Source organism: Nocardia macrotermitis (assembly GCF_009604405.1).
In the GTDB taxonomy this organism is placed as follows: Bacteria; Actinomycetota; Actinomycetes; order Mycobacteriales; family Mycobacteriaceae; genus Nocardia; species Nocardia macrotermitis.
Genome location: NZ_WEGK01000016.1, coordinates 94,040 through 116,298, shown reverse-complemented (window position 1 = coordinate 116,298; position 22,259 = coordinate 94,040). Strand labels below are relative to the sequence as shown.

The window sequence follows — 22,259 nt, the reverse complement described above, 5'->3', positions numbered from 1 at the left end:
CGTTGTGCCGCCGCTGCTCGGGTAAAACTACTTCTTCTCGGAACCACTGGTGTCGTCTTCGCCGGGAACCTCGTCGGGCTCGTCTGCGTTACGAGCGATCGCAAGCAAGGTATCTCCCTCACCGAGATTCATCAATCGCACGCCCTTGGTCTGACGTCCCGCCTTGCGAACCTGCTTCGCCGCGGTCCGAATGACCCCACCACCGGAGGTGATCGCGTAGAGCTCATCCTCATCGTCGACGATCAGCGCGCCCACCAGACTGCCACGTCGCTGGTCGTACTGAATAGTCAGCACACCTTTACCGCCGCGGCCCTGTGCGGTGTACTCCTCGATCGCGGTCCGCTTGGAGTAGCCGCCCGACGTCGCGACCAGCAGATACGTATCGTCACGAACCACGTTGAGCGACAACAGTTCATCGTCGGTGTTGAACCGCATGCCCTGCACGCCGGAGGTGGCGCGGCCCATCGGACGCAGCACCTCGTCGTTGGCCGGGAACCGGATCGACTGGCCGTGCGCGGACACCAGCAGCAGATCGTCCTCGGCCGAACACAGTGCGGCGCCGACCAATTCGTCACTGTCGCGCAGATTCACCGCGACGATGCCGCCGGTCCGGTTGGAATCGAAATCGGTCAGCTTGGACTTCTTGACCAGGCCGTTGCGGGTGGCCAGCACCAGATACGGCGCGTCCTCGTAGGTCTTGATCTGGATGACCTGGGCGATCTTCTCCTCCGGCTGGAACGCCAGCAGATTCGCCACGTGCTGACCGCGCGCGGTGCGGGCGGCCTCGGGCAGTTCGTACGCCTTGGTCCGGTACACCCGGCCCAGGTTCGTGAAGAACAGCAGCCAATCGTGTGTCGAAGTGACGAAGAAGTGCTTGACCAGGTCGTCCTGCTTGAGGCCCGCGCCCTGCACACCCTTGCCGCCGCGCTTCTGGCTGCGGTACAGATCGGTCTTGGTGCGCTTGGCGTAACCGGTCTCGGTGATCGTGACGACGACGTCCTCGCGGGCGATCAGATCTTCGTCGGCGACGTCGCCGTCGGCGGAGATGATCCGGGTGCGCCGGTCGTCGCCGTACTTCTCGACGATCTCCTTGAGCTCGTCGCGCACGATGGCGCGCTGACGCTCCGGCTTGGCGAGAATGTCCTTCAGATCGGCGATCTCGGCCTCGATCTTGGCCAACTCGTCGACGATCTTCTGCCGCTCCAGGGCCGAGAGACGACGCAGCTGCATATCGAGGATGGCCGTGGCCTGGATCTCGTCGATATCCAGCAGCTGCATCAGGCCGGTGCGCGCGGTTTCGGTATTGGCCGAACGCCGGATCAGGGCGATGACCTCGTCCAACGCGTCCAGCGCCTTGACCAGACCACGCAGGATGTGGGCGCGTTCCTCGGCCTTGCGCAGCAGGTAGCGGGTGCGCCGGACGATGACGTCCAACTGGTGATCGACGTAGAACCGGATCATCTGATCCAGGCGCAGCGTGCGCGGCACCCCGTCCACGATGGACAGCATGTTCGCGCCGAAACTCGTCTGCAGCTGGGTGTGCTTGTAGAGGTTGTTCAGCACGACCTTGGCCACCGCGTCACGCTTGACCGTGACCACGATCCGCATGCCCGCGCGGTCCGAGGACTCGTCGTGGATGTCGGAGATGCCCGCGATCTTGCCGTCCTTGACCTGCTCGGCGATCGCGTTGATGAAGTTGTCCGTGTTGACCTGGTACGGCAGCTCGGTGATGACGATCGTGGTGCGGCCGCGATTGTCCTCCTCGATCTCCACCACACCGCGCATGCGGATCGAACCGCGCCCGGTGGTGTAGGCGTCGTGGATGCCCTGGGTGCCGACGATCAGGCCGTGCGTCGGGAAGTCCGGGCCCTTGACCCGCTCCATGCACGCGGCGAGGGTGGCCTCCTCGTCGGCGTCGTAGTTCTCCAGCGCCCAGTAGATCGCCTCGGCGAGTTCGTTCAGGTTGTGCGGCGGGATGTTGGTCGCCATTCCGACCGCGATGCCGTTCGAACCGTTCATCAACAGGTTCGGTACCCGGCTGGGGAGAACCACCGGTTCCTGCGAACGGCCGTCGTAGTTCGGCGTGAAATCGACTGTCTCGTGGTCGATTTCGCGCAGCAGCTCCATGGCCAGCGGTGTCAGGCGGCATTCGGTGTACCGCATGGCGGCCGCGCCGTCGTTACCGCGGGAACCGAAGTTGCCCTGGCCGTCTACCAGCGGATACCGCAGCGACCAGGGCTGCGCCATACGCACGAGGGTGTCGTAGATCGACGCGTCGCCGTGCGGGTGGTAGTTACCCATCGTTTCGGCGACCGGACGCGCGGATTTCACATAGCCGCGATCGGGGCGATAGCCGTTGTCGTACATCGCGTACAGCACGCGGCGGTGCACCGGCTTGAGGCCGTCGCGGACCTCGGGCAGCGCACGGCCGACGATCACACTCATCGCGTAATCGATGTAGCTGGACTGCATTTCGTTCTGGATGTCGACCGGTTCGATCCGGTCGCCACCACCGCTGGGCGGCAGTGTCGTCTCAGTCATGAAGTCTCCTTGGTAATCCTGGTGTGCGGCAGTGTCTTTCGCACCGGACTACACGTCGAGGAAGCGAACGTCCTTGGCATTGCGGGTGATGAAGCTGCGACGCGCCTCGACGTCCTCGCCCATCAGAATGGAGAACAGCTCGTCGGCAGCGGCGGCGTCGTCCAGGGTGACCAGGCGCAGCACGCGCACCGCCGGGTCCATCGTGGTCTCCCACAGCTCCTTGGCGTTCATCTCGCCCAGACCTTTGTAGCGCTGGACGCCGTCGTCCTTGTTGATCTTCTTGCCCGCGGCCAGACCGGCCTCGAGCAGGCCGTCGCGCTCGCGGTCGGAGTACGCGAACTCCGGATCCGAACGCTGCCACTTGAGCTTGTACAGCGGCGGCTGCGCCAGGTAGACGTGACCGTGCTCGACCAGCGGGCGCATGAAGCGGAACAGCAGCGTCAGCAGCAGCGTCGAGATGTGCTGGCCGTCGACGTCGGCGTCGGCCATCAGCACGATCTTGTGATACCGCAGCTTGGCGATGTCGAACTCGTCGTGGATGCCGGTGCCGAACGCGGTGATGATCGACTGCACCTCGTTGTTCTTCAGCACGCGGTCGATGCGGGCCTTCTCGACGTTGATGATCTTGCCGCGCAACGGCAGGATCGCCTGGTACATCGAATCGCGGCCGGACTTGGCCGACCCACCGGCGGAGTCACCCTCCACGATGTAGATCTCGGACTTCGTCGGATCCTTGGAACGGCAGTCGGCCAGCTTGCCCGGCAGCCCGCCCAGATCGGTCGCGCTCTTGCGCCGCACCAGCTCGCGGGCCTTGCGCGCGGCGACGCGGGCCTGCGCGGAGGAAACCGCCTTGTTCACAATGGTTTTCGCGTCGGCCGGATTGGCCTCGAACCAGTGCGCCAGGTGCTCGTTGCAGGTGCGCTGCACGAAGGACTTGACCTCGGTGTTGCCCAGCTTGGTCTTGGTCTGGCCCTCGAACTGCGGTTCGCCGACCTTCACGCTGACGATCGCGGCCAGGCCCTCGCGGATGTCGTCGCCGGTGAGGTTGCCGTCCTTCTCCTTGAGGAGCTTCTTGTCCTTGGCGTACTTGTTCACCACCGTGGTCAGCGCCGCACGGAAACCCTCCTCGTGCGTACCGCCCTCGTGGGTGTTGATGGTGTTGGCGAAGGTGTGCACGGACTCGGAATAACCCGAGTTCCACTGCATCGCGACCTCGAGCTCGTGGCCCGTGCCCTTACCGGTGAACGCGACGACCGTGTTGTGGATCGGCTGCTTGGTCCGGTTGATGTGCTTGACGAAATCCTCGAGGCCGCCCGGGTAGTGGTAGGTCCGGGTCTTGACCTTGTGCTCGACCGGCGCGGATTCCTCGGCGTGCTTGGGCGTCTCGGCGGTCTCGCTGACGACCTCCTCGGTGACCTCGGAATCGGTCACCCGCTCGTCGGTCAGCGTGATGGTCAGGCCCTTGTTGAGGAAGGCCATCTCCTGCAGGCGACGCGATACGGTCTCGAAGTTGAAGACCGTGGTCTCGAAGATATTGGGATCCGCCCAGAAGCGGATGGTGGTACCGGTGCGCTTGGTCGACTCGCCCTGGATCAGCTTGCCGGGCTTGGCGTCCTTGTACTCCTGGCTCCAGTGATATCCGTCGTAGTCGATCTCCGCCTGCAAACGCGTGGACAGCGCATTCACCACGGAGATGCCGACGCCGTGCAGACCGCCGGACACCGCATAGGACTCGGAGTCGAACTTGCCGCCCGCGTGCAGCTGGGTCATGACCACCTCGATGGTGGGGATGCCCTGGGCGTGCATGCTGGTCGGAATACCGCGGCCGTCGTCGACGACCTCGACACCGCCATCGGCGAGCAGAGTGACGTCGACGCGCGTGGCGTAACCGGCCATCGCCTCATCGACGGAGTTGTCGACAACCTCCCAGATCAGGTGGTGCAGACCGCGCTCACCGGTGGAACCGATGTACATACCGGGGCGCTTGCGTACCGCTTCGAGTCCCTCGAGGACGGTAATGGAGTCGGCACCGTAGGTCTGCTTACCTGACTTGGGGTTGGTCGAGCCGCTTGCTTGGGAGTCGTTGGCAGCCACTGCTCGGTAGCTCTCCTTACTTGCTGATCCCTCGGCACGGCCACGACACACGTCGGACCCCAGACGGTCTCTGCTCGAGATGACGAAGCGCTCGAGAATTACGGGTCCAGCGCGCGGCGGCACGGAACATGCCGAGAGTATCGCCGCTAGTTACCTCACCATCCTACTGGTACGCCCGGCACAGGATGCACCTATGACACCCCTGGCGGCTCCGTGAGTGCGATAAATCGAGTTACACCGGGTCGGCTTGTAGGTGTGAATATCCCGTAAGCCTCTGCGGCCGATCCGATGCCCGTGCGACTGCGGTGTGGATCCGGCGCGTGGAACCGGCTCGGGATCGGTTGCGGCACTCGCCGATACCGGACGCGGCAGGTTCCACGTGAAACGGATCAGCCGTAGGTATCGCGCGGACCCAGGCCCTTCACGTGCCGCGCACCCTTACGCCAGCTGGGTGCGGCCGGGCCGCTGATCTTGAGGGTTTTGACCACGCCCTGGCCGACGGCCGCATTGATCTTGGCCAGCAGTTGAGCCTGCAACATGCGCAGCTGGGTGGCCCAGGCGGTCGATTCGGCCTGGATGCTCAGCACGCCGTCGGTGAGGGAGATCGGCGTCGCGTGGGTCGCGATATCCTCGCCGACCACGGTGGACCAGCGGCCGAAGACCATGCCCTCGGCGACCTTTCCGTTCCAGCCGCGACTCTTGGCCAACGCACCGGCGACCGCGGAGAGCAGTTGTGGATCGCGTTCATCGGGGCGTGCACCGGACCAGCCGCGGCGACGCAGCGCCCGCACGCCGCCCTTACGCGGCGAGGCCCGGCCCTGTCCGACCGCCTTGCCGCTGGCCTTGGCCGCGGCCCGCGCCTCCTCGAGCGCGCGGCGGGCGAGATCGACACCGCGCAACTCCGGGCCGGAAGCACCGGACGATGCGGCGGCCTCGTCGGGTCCGGAATCCATCGCGGTGTCCTTCGTTTCGGTCGAGCTGTGGAATGCGGGGTCGATCTGTGGATAAGTAGGCTAGTCGCTTCGCGCGGGGACACGCCGGGATGCCGGGCAGTGTCACATGACTTTGTTGTGACATCCGGTGACAGTCAGGTTGTCGTGGGCGACACCTGATCTGCGATATGTGAGGTTCGCTCGTCGGCCTCGCCGGAGGTCTCCACTCGCAACGGGGTCGCCTCGAGTTCGGACGGGACGTCCTCGGGGACCGCGGCGGTGATCAGCACCTGTTCGGCGGTCGCCGCGACGGCGGCCAGCGCGGTGCGGCGACGCCGGTCCAGTTCGGCGAACACGTCGTCGAGCATCAGGATCGGATCGGTGCCCATACCGCGCAGCAGTTCGAAGGCCGACAACCGCAGCGCCAGCGCGAACGACCACGATTCCCCATGGCTGGCAAAGCCTTTCGCCGGAGCCGAGCCGAGCACGAGTTCCAGATCGTCCCGGTGCGGGCCCACCAGACACACCCCGCGCTCGAGCTCCTTGGGCCGGGCCTGCGCCAATTCGCTCAGCATGGTCGCCGCCAGCACCTCGACGTCCTCGGGCTGTGGATCGCGGGCCGGATCCAGGAATTCCGGCAGCAGATAACCGCTGCGATAGCGGATCGACGCGGTGCGCGATTCGGGGGCGATCGAACGGTAGGACTGTTCGAGGTGTGGATACAGGTCGTGCACCAGGCGCAGCCGCTGGGCCAGCAGTTCGGCGCCGTGGGTGGCCAGATGTCCGTCCCAGACGTCCAGCGTGCTCAGTTCGGTCGCCTGGGAGGAACGCGAACGCGACTGTCTACCAGCGGTTTTCAGCAGCGCCGAACGTTGCCGCAACACCCGGTCGTAATCCGCGCGGACACCGGCCAGTCTGGGCAGCCGGGCTGTGCACAATTCGTCGAGGAAGCGGCGGCGCTCGCTCGGATCGCCGCGGACCAGGGCCAGATCCTCCGGCGCGAACAACACGGTCTGAGTTATCCCCAGGATCTCCCGGGTACGCCGGACCGGTGAACGATTGATCTGCGCGCGATTGGCCGAGCCCTGATTCAACTCCACATCCACGCGCAGTTCCCGCCCGGCGTTGACCACCGTCGCCCCGAGCCGAGATTTGTTCGCGCCCAGGCGAATCAGCGGTGCGTCCGAGGCGACGCGGTGGGAACCGAGTGTGGACAGGTAGCCGATCGCCTCGATGAGATTGGTCTTGCCGTTGCCGTTGGCACCCAGGAAAACCGTTCGGCCTGTGGATAATTCGAGATCGACCTGATCCCACGAGCGGAAGTCACGCAGCGTCAACGTCCGCACGTACATCGCTCAGTCCACCGCCCGTTCGGGAACACTGTGGAAAACCTCGGCGAGGCCGTCGAATACCGGCCTCGCCCTTGGTTTTTCACAGAGCTGTCAACATTTATCCACAGATGTCCGGATGCTCACCCGTGGCATCAGCCCGGCAGGCGCACCGGCATCAACAGGTAGATGTAGTCGGTGGACAACGCGGCGAAGGCACCGGAGTCGAGCACCTCGGGCTCCTCCTCGCCGGTCGGGGTCAGCACCGCGGGACGGCTCGGTGTGGTGAATCCGAAGGTCACCCGATCCGAATGCAGTGCCGACAGACCGTCGTTGAGGTAGCCCGGATTGAAGGCGATGGTCAGCGGATCACCACGGAACTCGGCCTCCAGCCACTCCTCGGCGCGGCCCGCGTCGTCGCCGCCGGCCGAGAGTTGCAGGCCCTGTTCGGAGAATTCCAGCCGAACCTGGGCACCGCGTTCGGCAACCAGCGCAACACGTTTGATGGCCTCGATCAGCGCCGCGACCTCGAGGGTGGCGATGGAGGTGTGCTCCTTGGGGAGCAATTGGCGGAACTTGGGGAATTCCGCGTCAAGCAGCCGGGTGGTGGTGCGGCGGCCGCCGTTGACGATGCCGAGCAGACCGTCGGTGCCGGTGCCGAAGGCGAGCTGCACCGGGGCATCGGAGGAACCGAGCGTCTTGGCCGATTCGGAGAGCGTGCGCGCCGGGACGAGCACCGCGGTCTCCACATCGGGACGGCCCGGCCGCCATTCCAGGTGCCGGACCGCGAGCCGGAAGCGGTCGGTGGCCGCCAGCACGATCTTCTCGCCGTCGATCTCGACCCGGATACCGGTGAGCATGGGGAGCGTGTCGTCACGGCCGGCGGCGACGGCGACCTGGCCGACGGCCGAACCGAAGACGTCCACACCGAGTTCACCGGTCTGCGGGGGCAGTTCGGGCAGCTGGGGATAATCCTCGACCGGCATGGTCGGCAGGGAGAACTTGGCGCTGCCGCAGGCGATCAGCACGCGGGTGCCGTCGACCGAGACGTCGACCGGCTTGTTCGAGAGCGCCTTGGTGATGTCGGCCAGCAGGCGGCCGGAGACCAGGACCTGACCCGGACCGGCGACCTCGGCGGCCACTCGCATCTGCGCGGAGACCTCGTAGTCGAAACCGGAGACCGTCAGGCCGTCTTCACTCGCGACGAGCAGGACGCCACCGAGCACGGGAACCGGCGGCCGCGAGGGCAGACTCCGGGCCACCCAGGCGACGGATTCGGCGAAATCCTCGCGAGCGACCCGAAACTTCATGCTTGCAAGCTCCATCGCCCGGTAGTTCCTCTCCCAGTTTCGATCGGTCGTGATCTGTATCGGTTCGGCGGTACGGGTTCATGCAGGAGGTGCTGGATCGGCCTCCCGCATTCGTCTCAACGCAGTGTGACACAGGCGACCGACACCAAACCGTACTCGCGGACGAGCCTACCGACTGAACCACCCCTCCCGGTGCGTCGGATGGGCAATGCGCATCCGGGCGCGGCTCGGTGGGTTCGCGCGATGTTCCGGCTCCGGACTGTTCCGTTCTTCTCCTTGCTCATCGATACGGGTTGGGGACGAAGCCCCCTCGTGCCGATCCGTCCCTAACCGAGTTTCCACACACCCTGTTTTAAAAGAGAGATCTCTAGAAGAAGAACTGAAGTAGTAGTAGGCGCTGTGGAATCTGTGGACTCCCGCCGAATCCCCTGCTGGGAAGGCGTGGCGGCATGGGGATGTCGAGCGGGTGACTCGAGGATGAACGGAGAGTCGTTGTGGACGCCGCGAATCTGTCCCAGGTCCATCCTCGAGCCATCCTCGAGTTCTTCCATCATGATCACCCGGTTGTGCACACATGTGCACCATCCCGTGCAGAACGGGTGGATTCCTCGAGGACCTGACATGGATTCCTCGAGGAATCCACAAGCCGAAAAGGTCGTCCGCGCAGGTCAGCCCTCGAGGATGGATCCGCCTGTGCAATCTGTGTACTAACCCCTGTGAGTGGCCCGTACACAGATTCCTCCCCAGCGCTGTGGGCAACTCGGTGGACAGCCGGTGGATTCCTCGAGGACTCCACAAGAATTCCTCGAGGAATCCACACCTGAAAAAAGCCCCTTCACCCAGGTCAACGGGGTGAAGGGGCCTGTGGAGGCAATCAGCGGGAGCGCTGTTTGATTCTGGCTGTTAGTTCTTGAACCTGGTCGTACACCCGGCGGCGTTCGGTCATCTCCTTGCGCACCTTCTTCTCCGCATACATGACCGTGGTGTGGTCGCGGCCGAAGGCCTGGCCGATCTTCGGCAGTGACAGATCGGTGAGTTCGCGGCACAGATACATCGCGATCTGCCGGGCCTGCGCGAGCGGACGCGCCTTACCCGGGCCGGTCAGCTCCTCGAGCGTGGTGTTGAAGTACTCCGCGGTCACGGCCATGATCGTCGAGGCGGTGATCTCCAGGGTGGTGGTGTCGGGCATCAGATCCCGCAGCACCACCTCGGCCAGCGACAGATCCAGCGGCTGACCGTTGAGCGAGGCGAAGGCCGTCACCCGGATCAGCGCGCCCTCGAGTTCGCGGATGTTGCGTTCGACCCGGCTGGCGATGAGTTCGAGCACGTCGTGCGGGACGTCCAGGCGATCCATCCGCGCCTTCTTGCGCAGGATCGCGATGCGGGTCTCGAGTTCGGGCGGCTGCACATCGGTGATCAGCCCCCATTCGAACCGGGTGCGTAGTCGTTCTTCCAGGGTGGCCAGCTGTTTGGGCGGCCGGTCCGAGGAGACCACGATCTGCTTGTTCGCGTTGTGCAGGGTGTTGAAGGTGTGGAAGAACTCCTCCTGGATACCTTCCTTACCCTCGATGAACTGGATGTCGTCGACCAGGAGGATGTCGGTCTCGCGGTAGCGGCGCTTGAACGCGACCTTGCGGTCGTCGCGCAGGCTGTTGATGAAGTCGTTGGTGAATTCCTCGGTGGAGACGTACTTCACCCGCATGCCGGGGAACAGCCGCTGGGCGTAGTGACCGGCCGCGTGCAGCAGGTGCGTCTTGCCCAAACCCGAAGCGCCCCAGACGAACAGCGGATTGTAGGCCCGTGCGGGGGCCTCGGCGATCGCCACCGCGGCCGCGTGCGCGAACCGGTTCGAGGCGCCGATGACGAACGTCTCGAAGGTGTACTTGGCATTCAGACTCGCGGAGGACGACGCCGCCGGGGCCGGTGCCGGGGCCGGCGGTTCCGACGGTTTGGTGAAGTAGGTCGGCCACGAGTTGTGCGCGTTGACGACCGGCTCGTCGTCCTGCTGCTCGTTCGGCATCGGACGGTGCATCGGTTGTTCGCCCGGCATCTGGTGATGCATCGGTTGTTCGGTTTGCATCGGATGACGCGGCGGCGCGGGTTCGGGATCCGAGGCGAACAACGACTCCTGTCCGGGCGGAACCGGGACGTTCCGGACCGGAGGTAGATCGATATCACGTCGTTGAGGGGTTGCCTGCGCGTGGTTGGGGATGGTCGGCAATTCTCCGGCCATCGGCGCGGTGACGTACTCGGGCTGGGGATAGTCGTCGTGACCCGGGTATTCGGGCGGGGTGTGATAGCGCGGTGCGCCGTACTCGGGGGCCGGTTGGTAGGCGTCCGGTGCGGGGTAATTCACAGGCTCGCGAGGAGCGCGCGGATGTTCGCGCAGCCGGTCCGGACGCGAGGTGAGCCGGGCGTGCCGGGGCGGACCACCCGTGCGATCGGCCGGTGGCGCGGCCGGCGCGGCGATGCGCACACCGAGTCCCTCCACCTGTGGACCGAGCCGACGGGCCAGCGATCGGAGGATGGGTTCGCGCAGATCGCGTTCGATCGCCTCCTGGGCGAGTGAGGACGGCACCGAGAGCAGCGCGAACCCCTGGGCCACCGTCAGCGGTTTGACCAGGCCCAACCATGCCTTCTGGGCATTGGACACCGGCGGTATGGCACCATCACCGGATCCGGTGGTGAGCTCGGCGACCACCTCCGGCCACACGGCGGTCAACACGTTCTGCTCGTCGTCCACGTATACTTCCTCCCCGATAAAGGTCGCTAGGAGCCGACGGTCGGCATCGCCCGCAACCCCCGGTGGCATGAGCGTCGACGTGGCCGTCTGGATGGCTGGGGGCCATAAGAATATGCCACCCCACTGCTTCTTCCACACAATTATCCACAGATGTGGACAACCCTGTGCGCTAGCGTCGCGCTGTACACATTCCCCCTGGAACGCCGAGACCAGCGCTTCCGTAGCAATCTGCTAGCTAAGCACCCTATATGCTGTGTGGACCGGCCGACAAGGGTGGTTTCGGCCATCTCGTACGGCATAGGGCCATCTCGTGTGGCCCGGCGGCGTGTCGGGCCGCGGAATCACTCCGAAGTGGTGTGGATCGCATCCGGGGACCCGGGTTTGACCCTGTCGGAGCAGATCAGTACCCTCGTACAGTCACCCATTGACGTGGTGCCGAATGTCTGCTGCCCAGGTAGCGAGGTTGGCGCATCCCGATGGGATTGCTCCGATGCGGATGTCGTCCGCCGTCGCGAGCACGCAAGAGTTTCACCCACCAGCTTCGGGCGTCACTGGACGCCCACCTACTCGAGGAGTGTCGACCGTGGCCAAGGGCAAGCGGACGTTCCAGCCGAACAACCGTCGTCGGGCGCGCGTCCACGGCTTCCGTCTCCGGATGCGGACCCGCGCGGGTCGCGCCATCGTGTCGGCGCGTCGCGGCAAGGGCCGCGCCAAGCTCACGGCCTGATCCATCGGTACCGGTATCGGCGTCATGATCTGTTCGCCGTTCGGTCCGCTCCGCTCCACCCGTTACGTGCTCGGACACCCAGGTGCTGCCTGAGCCGTACCGGCTGCATCATCGTGCCGATTTCTCCCGGACGGTGCGGCACGGCCGACGAATCGGGAGACATGATCTTGTCGTGCACATATACCTCACACCCGCGCAGCAGGCGGACGGTGTAACTCCGTCCGTCCGCGGTGGCGGGCCGAGGTTCGGTCTGATCGTCAGTAAGGCGGTGGGCCCCGCGGTGGTTCGTCACCGGGTGGCCCGCCGCCTGCGTCATATCTGCGCCGGCGTGATCGAGGAACTGCCCACCGCCGCGAACGTCGTGATTCGTGCCCTGCCCGGTGCGGCGGCCGCCGACAGCGCGGAACTGGATCGGCAGCTGCGATCCGCGCTGCGCAAACTGCTTCCGCCGCCGACCTCCGCGGACAAGGGTGTGCCGGAACACGGCAGGTCCTCATGAACCGGCTGCGGACGTTGGCCGCACTCCCGGCGAAAATTCTGATCTTTCTCATCGAGCTGTACCGCACCTACGTCTCCCCCACGCGGATGCCGGTATGCCGATTCACGCCCACCTGTAGTGAGTACGCGGTGACGGCGTTGCGCACCCGAGGACTGTTCATCGGTCTCGGACTGACGGCCGTGCGCTTGGCCAAATGTGCACCCTGGCACCCTGGAGGGTGGGACCCCGTTCCGGAGCGTAAACGGAAAGGGGCTGCTGCCGATCCGGCATCGTCCGACGCGGCTGCCGAACACGAGCCTTTGAAGGAGTCGCCGCGCGCGGCGACCGGCGACACGACCGACGGGAGTACTTAGAGCCGTGCTCAATTTCATCTATTACCCGGTGTCCTGGATCTTATGGTTCTGGCACAAGGCCTTCGGGCTGGCACTGGGCAATGACAACGGGTTCGCCTGGGCGCTGTCCGTGGTGTTCCTGGTGTTCACTCTCCGTCTGGTGCTGTATTGGCCGTTCGTGAAGCAGGTGCGCACCACCCGGCAGATGCAGCAGTTGCAGCCGAAGATCAAGGAACTGCAGAAGAAGTACAAGAACGATCGCCAGAAGATGGCGCTCGAGATGCAGAAGCTGCAGAAGGAACACGGCTTCAACCCGCTCATGGGCTGTCTGCCGATCCTGGCCCAGGTGCCGGTCTTCATCGGTCTGTATCACGTGCTGCGCTCGTTCAACCGGGTCGGCGTCACCAGCGGCCTGCCCGGCTTCGGCCACGGCGGCGGGATGAGCGCGTACGCGAACGCGCACACCGCGAACTACGCCTTCGGTGTCGACGATGTGCAGTCCTTCCTGCGCGCCCGGATCTTCGGTGCGCCGATCTCCGCGGCGATCACCACGCCTAAATCGCAGATGGCAGCGTTCGCCGATTACGGCGGCATTCCCGAGATCTCGCACATGATCGCGGTCGCCGTTCCGCTGATGCTGATCGCGGGTCTGGCTACGCACTTCAACGCGCGTGCCTCGGTGGCCCGGCAGCGGGCGACCGGCGTCTCGGTGGATCCGACGGGTATGGGCGGCGGCGGTTCGCCGAGCCCGATGGGGCCGAACCAGGCCGAGCTGATGAACAAGCTGGCGCTGTACGTCTTCCCGCTCGGTGTGATCGTCGGTGGTCCGTTCCTGCCGATCGCCATCCTGCTCTACTGGGTGTCGAACAACATCTGGACGTTCGCGCAGCAGCACATCGTGTTCAAGCAGATCGACAAGGAAGACGAGCGCAAGAAGCAGGAGGCGCTCGAGCGTCGCGCGCAGAATGCTCCCAAGCCGGGAGCTAAGCCCGACAACCGGCGTAAGCGCGGTGCGGTGACCGATGCTCCGGTCGACGCGACCGTGGATGGTGCCGATGTGCCCGTCGATGCTCCCGTCGACGACGATTCGACCGCATCGAAGAACGGCACCGGACAGTCGGCGAACGGCACCGCGGCGTCGAAGAACGGGACGGCGAAGTCGGGTAAGTCGACCGCCTCCTCGGGTAAGTCGACCGGACAGGGTAATCGCAAGCGATCCGGTAATCGTGGCCGTCCGAATCAGAAGCGACGTCGCTGATAGCTCGCGGCAGGAGTGAAGGAAACGACAACAATGACTGTTGAGACCGATGGAGGGGACGCCACTGTGGCGCTGAGCGCGAACGGCACGATCGAGCAGGCGGCCGCGGAAACCACTGAGGTCCCCGAATCCGACGTCGTGCAGGAGGCCCCGGCCGATTCCGGTGTGGCACGTGAAACCGACTCCGACGCGGATGATACCGACGAGGCGGATGACGCCGACGAGGCCGGTGATGCGGAAGAGGAGTTGATCGAGGAAGGCGAGATCGCCGGCGACTACCTCGAGCAGCTGTTGGATGTGCTCGACTTCGACGGTGACATCGATCTGGATGTCGAGGGCGATCGGGCGATCGTGAGTATCGACGGCGGCCGCGATCTGTCGAAGCTGGTGGGTCGTCGCGGCGAGGTGCTGGACGCGTTGCAGGAGCTGACTCGGTTGGCCGTGCAGCAGGCGACCGGAGTCCGCAGCCGGTTGATGCTCGATGTCGCCGGGTGGCGGGCCAAGCGCCGGGAAGATCTGAGTGCGCTGGGCGCCGCCGCGGCGCAGCGGGTGCTGGACTCGGGTAAGCCCGAATCGCTCGCTGCGATGACTCCGTTCGAGCGGAAGATCGTGCACGATGCGGTGGCCGCTGTCGACGGTGTCGAGAGCGAGAGCGAGGGCGTCGAGCCCAACCGGCACGTGGTGGTCGTGCCGTCGTAGCAGTGTGGTGTGAGGGTAGGGCCCCCGGTTCGCTGAACCGGGGGCCCTAGTCTTGTACGGACGTCCGGAGATCCAGTCCTATCGGTCGGGAAGGAAGTTTCACGTGGAACGAGGCGCAGACGGCGTTGATCCGAACCCCTCCCCCGCTTCCGGTGCGGAGGAGCCGCCCGTTGAGGCGGCGCGAGTTTTCGGAGATCGGCTACCGCTGGCCCGGCAGTACTACGCGGCCCTGGCGGGTGCCGGGGTCGACCGCGGATTGATCGGACCGCGGGAGCTACCGCGGCTGTGGGATCGACACATTCTCAACTGCGCCGTGCTCGGGGAGCTCATCGCCGAGGGGGCCGCGGTGGTCGATGTCGGCAGTGGCGCCGGGTTGCCCGGGATCCCGCTGGCGATCGCTCGACCCGATCTTCGGGTCACGCTGGTCGAGCCGCTGCTGCGGCGGACCATATTTCTCGCGGAGTTCATCGAGGCCGCCGGTCTCGATGTGACGGTGATTCGCGGGCGCGCGGAGCAGCCGGGAGTTCGGAAGGAAGTAGGTGGCGCGGATGTCGTCACCTCGCGCGCGGTCGCGCCGCTCGCCAAATTGGCGCAGTGGTCGCTGCCGCTGGTGCACGACCACGGCCGGATGTTGGCGCTGAAGGGATCGAGCGTCGCCGAGGAGTTGGAGCGGGATCGCGAGGAGTTGACACGAGCCGGTGGCGGCAACGCGCAGGTTCTCGAATGCGGCGCGGGTCTCGTCGATCCGCCGACCGTGGTGCTGAGCGTGGAGCGACTCCCCCGCTCCGAGCGTCCGGGACGTCGCGGAGTTCGAGTGCGTCGGACGCGGTAGTTCGGCTCGAATGTTTCATGTGAAACCGGAGCCACATCGAGCCGGTCATGTTTCCCGTGAAACGTGACCGGCTCGATGTAGTTCCGGGGATCTCCGGTGAGCGGTTGGCTGTCGCGCCGTAGCGCTGTCGTTCTCGGGAGTGCCGTAGCGCTGTCGGCGTTGAGATTGATCGGCATGCAATCCCCGTCGAACCCGGTGGTTGGTCTGGATCGCGGGCGCTTCGTTTCGATCGTCGTCGAGCGTGCATGTTTCATGTGAAACACGAGTTGCAGTGTCGGTCGGACGAGTTGCCGCCCCACCCCGAGTCCCGGCCGCAGAAGCCGTCGTAAGGGTGGCTATCGATCCTCCCGCTCAACCGGTCGGGTTGGCAATGATCTTGCGGTCGCACCGTTCCCGTCACGGTGACGAAGGTCGGTCGACGGACGGGATGGTGGCGCTCATTTCGCGTTCGGTCAGATTGCCCGTCAGGCAGACACTTCGATCGCAGTTGATGCCGGACCAACTGACGGAAGCGGGATACGCCTTGTCCGAAGGTGGCTCGAGACTCAGTGTCGAGGCGGGGTGGACGGACAGGCCGGAGGGACAAACCTCACTCGAGAGCAAGGACTTGTCGCGGACAGAGAGCGGTCCGGACCGCAACCGTCGAAGTGCTGTGCAAGGCCGAAGGCATAGCCGGACCGCGAACGTGTCGGCTCGGAGGGAGCGGCGGCTCGGAGGAAGCAGCGGGCCGGAGGAAGCAGCGGGCCGGAGGAAGCAGCGGGCCGGAAGAAGCAGCGGGCCGGAGGAAACGGCGGGCCGGAAGAAGCAGCGGGCCGGAAGAAGCAGCGGGCCGGAAGAAGCAGCGGGCCGGAAGAAACGGCGGGCCGGAAGAAGCAGCGGGCCGGAGGAAACGGCGGGCCGGAGGAAACGGCGGGCCGGAGGAAGCAGCGGGCCGGAGGAAACGGCGGGCCGGAGGAAACGGCGGGCCGGAAGAAGCAGCGGGCCGGAGGAAGCAGCGGGCCGAGGGTGGGTCGGCCCGATCTGTGCGCTGGACTCGTCGGAGATGTGGAACTCGGATCGGCGGTTGGATGCCTCCTGGCTGAGCGGGAACGGCTGGGCCGATGAGACCGGCCGGCTTGATGAACTTCGTGGGAGACGTGGAAAGAGGAAAGGCTGAGGCGGGAAGCTGCGGACCGCCATACGTGGTTGGGGCCGGAAGCGGCTGTGAGGCAGGCCGAGTGCGCGGCCGGTGGGACAGCGCATCGATGCGCTCGGGACAACTATCGGGCGACTCGGCCAGTAGTCATCGGATGGGTTGGCCAATGCGCAAATGACAGTCGGGCCAGTGGGCGCGATGTGGGCCAGCGGGCTGTTAGGGCGGACAGCGGACCGTCAGGACGGACAAGAGGTGGGCGCTGTGCGGACTGTCCGCATGGCGGATACGGGCGACCGACAGGTAGTGGCGGACATCGGTAGCAGACATGAGTTGCAGACACGGGTTGCAGACACGGGTAGTGACTGGCGGACGCGGGTAGCGAGTGGCGGACGCGGGTAGCGAGTGGCGGACGCGGGTAGCGAGTGGCGGACGCGGGTAGCGAGTGGCGGACGCGGGTAGCGAGTGGCGGACGCGGGCAGCGAGTGGTTGGAGCGGCGGACAGTTGACCGTGATTTCGGGTCCGCAGTTCGAGGTCTGTTGGTGGGCGGCGGCGGGACTGGAGCTGCGGCTCGGGGGTGCTGGTTTCATGTGAAACATTGCGGATGGGGTGCGCGTGCTTGCGGTGCACAGAAGAATTGTCCGATTCTCGGCGTGTCGGAGAAGGATTGCCGCGGTTCAACTTCCGTATTGCGTCCAGTACTGGCAAGCTAAGTGGCGTTGAGTGTGAGCGCATTTTCTCGGTGCCCGGCAGTCCGCCGGATGGCCATCGGTCTCGCAACAAGGCGGCGCTCCGCCTACTCGAGCCGCGTGACGTCGACGCCACGCTCGGCACGTGTCTGAAGTTCTCGGGGTTAGGAGCCTGTATGTCGAACGGTCCGGCAAAAGTTTCACGGGAAACAACCTCGCGGGTTCCCGGGATGCTCGAGGGCAATGCCTTCGACTCGGAGGACTTCAGTCGCACGCCCTTCGGAGGCATCTCCGCGGACACGCCGATCGCGGCGGAAGCACAACGTGCGAGCCAGGTCCTGCACCCTGGTTCGATGAACATTCCCAAGCCGCGCGAACAACGAATCATCACCATCGCCAACCAGAAGGGTGGCGTCGGCAAAACCACGACGGCGGTCAACCTCGCCGCAGCGCTCGCGCTACAGGGAATGACCGTCCTCGTTATCGATCTCGACCCGCAGGGCAATGCCAGTACCGCGCTCGGCGTCGACCACCATTCCGGCGTCCCGTCGAGCTACGAACTTCTCATCGGCGAGATCCCGGTCCAGGACGCGATCCAGCAGAGTCCGCACAACGAGCGCCTGCTGTGCATTCCGGCCACCATCGATCTGGCCGGCGCCGAGATCGAACTCGTCTCGATGGTCGCCCGCGAGGGTCGCCTCAAGACCGCGATCCAGGAGGCGAACCTGGCCGGTTACGAGATCGACTACGTGATGATCGACTGCCCGCCCTCGCTCGGCCTGCTGACCGTCAACGCGATGGTCGCCGCGAAGGAGGTGCTGATCCCGATCCAGTGCGAGTACTACGCCCTGGAGGGCGTGGGACAGCTGCTGCGCAATATCGGCCTGGTGCAGTCGCATCTGAATCCGGAACTGCACGTTTCGACGGTGGTCCTCACCATGTACGACGGCCGCACCAAATTGGCCGATCAGGTTGCCGAGGAGGTCCGCGGACACTTCGGCGACGCGGTGCTGCGGTCGGTCATTCCACGCAGTGTGAAGGTTTCCGAGGCACCGGGCTACGGTATGACGGTTCTCGATTACGATCCCGGTTCTCGTGGTGCCATGAGCTATCTGGATGCCGGTCGGGAAATGGCGGCTCGGTCCGTCGGTGCGACCAATGCGTCGGATCTGGTGACGGCGACGCCGGTTACCGAGGGTGGCGATGTGAATGAGGAAAGGGGCCGATAAGCCGATGAGTCAGGCGAAGAAGGGTGGATTAGGGCGCGGGCTGGCCGCGCTGATCCCGACCGGTCCCGCCGAGGTGCAGGGGCTCGGGAGTGCCGCGGCGAACGCCGTCATCGGCCTGGATCCGATCGGACCGCATCCCGCCGAGGCGTATCTGCACCGGGTCCCCGATCCGGCCGCGGATTCCGAGGCCGGAGCCGTGTACCGCGAGATCCCGGCCGAGGAGATTCAGCCCAATCCGAAGCAGCCGCGTCAGGTCTTCGAACAGGGCGCGCTCGATGAGCTGATCCACTCGATTCGCGAATTCGGCCTGATGCAGCCGATCGTGGTGCGCGCGCTCAGCGAGCCCGCCACGACCGACTCCGGCTCCCCCCTGCGCTACCAGATCGTCATGGGTGAGCGTCGCTGGCGGGCCTGCCAGGAGGCCGGGCTGGCGACCATTCCGGCGATCGTCCGGGAGACCACCGACGACGCCATGCTGCGCGACGCGCTGTTGGAGAACATCCACCGCGTGCAGCTCAATCCGTTGGAAGAGGCGGCCGCCTATCAGCAGCTGCTCGAGGAATTCGACGTCACCCACGAGGAATTGGCGAATCGGATCGGCCGATCCCGACCGGTCGTCACGAATATGATCCGGCTGCTCAAACTGCCGATCCCGGTGCAGCGACGGGTCGCGGCCGGGGTGCTGTCGGCGGGGCACGCCCGTGCGCTGCTCGGCCTGGACGCCGGCGCCGAGGCGCAGGAGAAGTTGGCGGAACGGATCGTCGCGGAGGGGTTGTCGGTCCGCGCGACCGAAGAGGCGGTGACGCTCGCGAACCGCTATCCGGAACAGGAGCGCAAGCCCGCCCCCGAACGCAAGCCCGTGTACGCCCCCGGTCTGGATCGTCTGGCCGAGCGCCTGGCCGATTCGTTCGATACTCGTGTCACGGTGAGTATGGGTAAGAAGAAGGGCAAGATCACCGTCGAGTTCGGTGATCTCGCCGATCTCGAGCGCATCGTGACACTGATGGAAAAACAGCGGTCCTGACACCGTAAATAGTGGTCGAAAATCCATGAGCATCCGATGAACATTGCCCCTGCGCCGAAACGTCACTGTGACGGGCATGTGTCATCGAGATGTGGCGACGGAAATGAGGCGGTTCGTGTTGATCGCTTATTCTTGCTGGCGAGTAGTTATTGATGCCACGTGAGCGTGGATGAATCCGACAGCTGGAGGCTGAGCAGAGCGGTGTCGACCAGCGTGACCGCACTGACCCTCGGCGGACTCGACAAACTCCCGACGCACGCACGCCGGTGCGTGTTCTGGGAGATCGACCCCGCCGTGGCCGAGGACTCTCGCGAATTCAGTGATCCGGTCTTCGAGAAGGAAGCATGGCTGTCCACGGTCATGCTCGAATGGGGTTCGTGCGGACAGGTTGCGCTCGTCGACGGCCAGTCCGCCGGATGCGCGCTGTACTCACCGCCGAGTGCGGTGCCGCGGGCGGGCCTGTTCCCCACCTCGCCGGTGAGCCCGGACGCGGTCCTGCTGACCACGCTGCGGGCCGAACTCCCCTATCAGGACACCGGTGTCGCCAATCGGCTGATACAGGCCGTGGTGGCCGATCTGATGCGCCGCGGTGTGCGCGCGATCGAGGCGTTCGGTATTCGCCAGGATCCGGCCGCCACGATGTTGCCGACCCGGTCGGTCAGTTCGATGTTCCTGATGGAACGGATCGATACGCCCGCGAGCGGAATACCGTCCGGCACACCGTCGGCCTCCCGGGCGAACGGCGCCTGTACCCCCGAGGGCTGCATGATCGAGGCCGAATTCCTCGAGGACGTCGGATTCTCGGTGATCGCACCGCATCAGCGTTTTCCGCGCTTGCGGCTGGAGCTCGACAGCGATCACCTCTGGAAAGAGGATGTCGAACACGCCCTCGATCAACTGCTGGCCGCCGCGGCCGCGAGCACGACTCCGACCCGGGTGGGCTGCCGGTGAACGAATCGGCTCCGGAGGTGTACCGCCACAGGGCAGTACGCGTCCGGAGCCGAGTTGGTGATGCGGGGAATTACGTGGCGGCCGAGTCGGCCGCAGCCAGTTCCTCGGCGAGGAGTTCGGCGAAAGTGTATGTGCCGGTGGGCTGGTCGTCCTGCCCGAGCAGGTACAGGCGCTTGACCGAGACGAGGATGGCCTCGGCGATCACATCGCGCATGCGCGGATTGGTCAGCACCGACGCGTCGTAATCGTTGGTGAGATAACCGATGTCGACCTGCACGGTCGGCATCTTGGTCAGGCGCAGCAGATCCCAGGTGCGCGAATGGGTGCGGCAGTCCTGGAGCGAGGTGCGCGCGACGATTTCGCGCTGGATGAATCCGGCCAGCACCTGGCCGATCATCGAGACCGAGCCGTGTGAGTTGCCGAAGTGGAAGCTGGCGACGCCGCTGGCCAGGGTGCTGGGGTTGGTCGCGCAACGCAGCGAGATCATCAGATCCGCGTCGAAGGTGTTGGAGATGTCCGCGCGTTCGGCATCGGTCGGATTCGCGCCCCACGGCCGGGACAGGAACGTCTCCATGCCGGTCGCGGCCATCCGGCCCTCCAGCCGACTCGCCAGATCCCACAGGATCTCCGACTCGTAGACGTCGCCGAATTCGGTGGGCACGGTGACGCCCTTGTCGGGACCGCCCATACCCGGATCGATGATGATCCGCTTACCGGTCAGCTGCGGCCCGGCCCGGTGCACGACCTCCTCCTCCGCGATCCGGTGCGGGTTGCCGCCGGTGACGCGGGCACCCAGCAGATCCAGCGAACGCAGCGTGTCCGGACCGCAGATACCGTCCGCGGACAGGCCGATCTCGCGCTGGAACGCGGTCAGCGCGTCGTGGGTCTGCGGGCCGAAGTAGCCGTCGACGCGGTGCACGTAGAAGCCCAGATCCTGCAGGCGGCGTTGCAATGTCGCGACATCGTCGCCGTACAGCGGGGCCGAGAGCTGATAGATGAGGGTGCGCGCGCCGAGGCGGTAGGACGCCTCCTTGAGCGCGCGATAGGTGGCCGGACCGACCACACCGTCGACGAGCAGTCCGCGATGCTGCTGGAAGGCGCGTACGGCGGAATCGAGATCGTGGTCGAAGACGCCGTCGGTCTCTTTCCAGAATTCACCGTGGCCGTCGGAACGATCCGCACCATGCGGATGCATGTGGAGGAAACCCAGACTTGCGAGGGTGCTCCGAACCTCTGTTACGGCTGGACCGGTATCGCCGTGACGAAGTCGGTGCATGCGTGAGAGCCCTTTCCTTCCGCCAACCCGAGTACCCATTTCTGGGACCGTCCACTCCCGAAGCTTTTTCGGGGGTGTGCCAGGGCGCGATCCCCGCGGGGCGCACGTCCGGAACGTCGGTCGATTGTCTCAGACCCGGACCGAATTTCTGCAATTCTGGCGAGTGCAGAGGATCCTACCCCGGCGGTGGCGCGTCATTGCGTAACCACGGAACCACGCCGGACGTGCGAACAACACACGCAGCAGCGGACGGCGACGAAATACTAACCCGTGTCGCCGTCGCTGTGAGGTGAATGCTTGTCAGATGTGTCGGTCAGATGATGCCGTCGAGTTCGCGCAGCAGCGCGGCCTTGCCCTTGGCGCCGACGATCCGCTTGATCTCCTTGCCCTCGGAGAACAGGATCATCGTCGGCAGCGACATGATGCCGTAGTCGCGCGAGGTGGTGGGGTTGGCGTCGGCGTCGACCTTGGCGATGGTCAGCTTGTCGCCGTGCGTGGTCGCGATCTCCTCCAGCACCGGGGCGACCATCTTGCACGGGCCGCACCAGTCCGCCCAGAAATCGACCAGGACGGGCTTGGCGCTGCCGAGCACATCCTGCGCGAAGGTGGCGTCGACGACGGTCTTCGTGACATCGGACATGGTGATGAACTCCTCGAGCGAT

The 22,259-nt window shown here is 65.4% G+C and carries 17 protein-coding genes; 9 read left to right on the top strand and 8 right to left on the bottom strand.

Annotation, left to right across the window (positions count from 1 at the left end; all coding sequences use genetic code 11):
* Positions 1–27 precede the first annotated feature (27 nt).
* The 6 genes from gyrA to dnaA form a co-directional block, all read right to left on the bottom strand.
* Positions 28–2,541, bottom strand: a complete 2,514-nt coding sequence (gyrA, locus tag NRB20_RS30075) for a DNA gyrase subunit A (protein ID WP_153414785.1) — start codon at positions 2,539–2,541, stop codon at positions 28–30.
* Positions 2,542–2,589: 48 nt separating this feature from the next.
* Positions 2,590–4,635 carry a DNA topoisomerase (ATP-hydrolyzing) subunit B gene (gene gyrB, locus NRB20_RS30070; protein ID WP_319945584.1) on the bottom strand — a complete coding sequence of 682 codons (2,046 nt, stop codon included), beginning with the start codon at positions 4,633–4,635 and terminating at the stop codon, positions 2,590–2,592.
* A 389-nt stretch (positions 4,636–5,024) separates the two neighbouring features.
* Positions 5,025–5,588, bottom strand: a complete 564-nt coding sequence (locus NRB20_RS30065) for a DUF721 family protein (RefSeq protein WP_153414784.1) — start codon at positions 5,586–5,588, stop codon at positions 5,025–5,027.
* Between the two features lie 134 nt (positions 5,589–5,722).
* On the bottom strand, positions 5,723–6,919 hold the full coding sequence (recF, locus tag NRB20_RS30060) for a DNA replication/repair protein RecF (protein ID WP_153414783.1): 1,197 nt from the start codon (positions 6,917–6,919) through the stop codon (positions 5,723–5,725).
* A gap of 131 nt (positions 6,920–7,050) precedes the next feature.
* The gene (dnaN, locus tag NRB20_RS30055) at positions 7,051–8,220 is read right to left on the bottom strand and encodes a DNA polymerase III subunit beta (protein ID WP_153414782.1); all 1,170 of its coding nucleotides are present in this window, start codon (positions 8,218–8,220) and stop codon (positions 7,051–7,053) included.
* A gap of 859 nt (positions 8,221–9,079) precedes the next feature.
* Positions 9,080–10,948: a chromosomal replication initiator protein DnaA gene (gene dnaA / locus NRB20_RS30050; protein WP_319945583.1), complete on the bottom strand. Its 1,869-nt coding sequence runs from the start codon at positions 10,946–10,948 to the stop codon at positions 9,080–9,082.
* 583 nt (positions 10,949–11,531) lie between these two features.
* Between dnaA and rpmH the strand changes: the two genes are divergently transcribed.
* From rpmH to NRB20_RS30005, 9 genes are all read left to right on the top strand, one after another.
* Entirely contained in the window at positions 11,532–11,675 is a 144-nt protein-coding gene (rpmH, locus tag NRB20_RS30045; RefSeq protein WP_033085250.1) for a 50S ribosomal protein L34, read from the top strand.
* 82 nt (positions 11,676–11,757) lie between these two features.
* The gene (gene rnpA / locus NRB20_RS30040) at positions 11,758–12,174 is read left to right on the top strand and encodes a ribonuclease P protein component (protein WP_319945582.1); all 417 of its coding nucleotides are present in this window, start codon (positions 11,758–11,760) and stop codon (positions 12,172–12,174) included.
* Entirely contained in the window at positions 12,171–12,527 is a 357-nt protein-coding gene (gene yidD, locus NRB20_RS30035; protein WP_153414781.1) for a membrane protein insertion efficiency factor YidD, read from the top strand. Before rnpA ends, yidD begins: the two co-directional genes overlap by 4 nt.
* A 4-nt stretch (positions 12,528–12,531) precedes the next feature.
* Positions 12,532–13,764: a membrane protein insertase YidC gene (yidC, locus tag NRB20_RS30030; RefSeq protein ID WP_319945581.1), complete on the top strand. Its 1,233-nt coding sequence runs from the start codon at positions 12,532–12,534 to the stop codon at positions 13,762–13,764.
* Positions 13,765–13,797: 33 nt separating this feature from the next.
* Complete coding sequence (locus NRB20_RS30025; RefSeq protein ID WP_227834008.1) at positions 13,798–14,463, top strand: Jag family protein; 666 nt, start codon at positions 13,798–13,800, stop codon at positions 14,461–14,463.
* Positions 14,464–14,566: 103 nt separating this feature from the next.
* Positions 14,567–15,295, top strand: coding sequence for a 16S rRNA (guanine(527)-N(7))-methyltransferase RsmG (gene rsmG, locus NRB20_RS30020; protein WP_319945580.1), 729 nt, complete (start codon positions 14,567–14,569; stop codon positions 15,293–15,295).
* A gap of 2,052 nt (positions 15,296–17,347) precedes the next feature.
* Positions 17,348–18,346 (top strand): ParA family protein, encoded by a 999-nt coding sequence (locus NRB20_RS30015; RefSeq protein ID WP_227834025.1) that lies wholly within the window; start codon positions 17,348–17,350, stop codon positions 18,344–18,346.
* Positions 18,347–18,350: 4 nt separating this feature from the next.
* On the top strand, positions 18,351–19,370 hold the full coding sequence (locus tag NRB20_RS30010; RefSeq protein ID WP_153414779.1) for a ParB/RepB/Spo0J family partition protein: 1,020 nt from the start codon (positions 18,351–18,353) through the stop codon (positions 19,368–19,370).
* Between the two features lie 201 nt (positions 19,371–19,571).
* Positions 19,572–20,321, top strand: a complete 750-nt coding sequence (locus tag NRB20_RS30005) for a GNAT family N-acetyltransferase (RefSeq protein WP_319945579.1) — start codon at positions 19,572–19,574, stop codon at positions 20,319–20,321.
* 70 nt (positions 20,322–20,391) lie between these two features.
* Here the strand turns inward: NRB20_RS30005 and NRB20_RS30000 are convergent, their stop codons facing one another.
* Both NRB20_RS30000 and trxA read right to left on the bottom strand, forming a co-directional pair.
* Complete coding sequence (locus NRB20_RS30000; RefSeq protein WP_153414778.1) at positions 20,392–21,597, bottom strand: N-acetylmuramoyl-L-alanine amidase; 1,206 nt, start codon at positions 21,595–21,597, stop codon at positions 20,392–20,394.
* 313 nt (positions 21,598–21,910) lie between these two features.
* Positions 21,911–22,237 carry a thioredoxin gene (trxA, locus tag NRB20_RS29995; protein ID WP_153414777.1) on the bottom strand — a complete coding sequence of 109 codons (327 nt, stop codon included), beginning with the start codon at positions 22,235–22,237 and terminating at the stop codon, positions 21,911–21,913.
* Positions 22,238–22,259: the final 22 nt, after the last annotated feature.